At 61.2% G+C, this 836-nt stretch carries 1 protein-coding gene; it reads right to left on the bottom strand.

Annotated features, from left to right (window positions below; genetic code table 11):
- The coding region (locus HX869_RS31030) for a cytosine permease (RefSeq protein ID WP_178904165.1) at window positions 1-836 on the bottom strand (836 nt) is incomplete at both ends.

Genomic DNA, 836 nt, shown 5'->3' with positions numbered 1-836 from the left:
CGTCACCACCAACCCCACCAACCAGGACAAATCCGCCCCGTTGATATGCGCCGAAATCGGCCCGACATACAGCGGCGTATTCATAAACGGAATCTGCACCACAATCCCCACCGCATAGGCCACCAGCGCCTGAGGGTTGTACCGCCCGTAGATCCCTCCATCCACGCGAAAGATCGAACCGATGTCGTACTTGCCCTTATGGATCGCGTAGAAGTCGATCAGGTTGATCGCCGTCCACGGCACCAGCACCACCAGCAGCACCAGCACCATGTCCACGAAGTGCCCGATAAAATCCTTCGACGCAAACACCGCCGCAATCGAGCACGCCGCCAGCACCAGCACCGAGATCACGGCACGCGCCTTGGCGGTGGGGATCCAGCGGTAGGCAAAGGTCTGTACCAGGGTGATCAATGACAGCACGGCGCCGTACAGGTTAAGTGCGTTGTGGCTGATCACGCTGAGCAGGAACAGCAACAGCATCAGCGGGCCAATGGAGCCGGTCGCCAGTTTGACCGCGTCCATGGTGTCCATGCCCACCGGCGTAGCCAGTACCGCAACCGCACCAAAGATGAACGACAGGCTGGAACCGAGCACGGTACCCAAATAGGTGGTCCAGAAGGTCGACGCCACCGGCACATCCGCCGGCAGGTAGCGGGAGTAGTCAGACACATACGGCGCAAACGCGATCTGCCACAGCGCGGCCAGCGACACGGTGGCCAGCCAGCCGGAGATGTTGAAGTTACCGCGTGTCAGGAAGTCGGCCGTCTGCACATGGGTGAAGATGTAGCCGAAACCCAGCACGATGCCCGCGCCCAGCACCCAGGTGCCGATGCGGT

Source organism: Pseudomonas sp. P7779 (genome assembly GCF_013386315.1).
Classification (GTDB): Bacteria; Pseudomonadota; Gammaproteobacteria; order Pseudomonadales; family Pseudomonadaceae; genus Aquipseudomonas.
The sequence above is the reverse complement of the archived record's forward strand: the minus strand, read 5'-3'. Positions and strand labels throughout refer to the sequence as shown.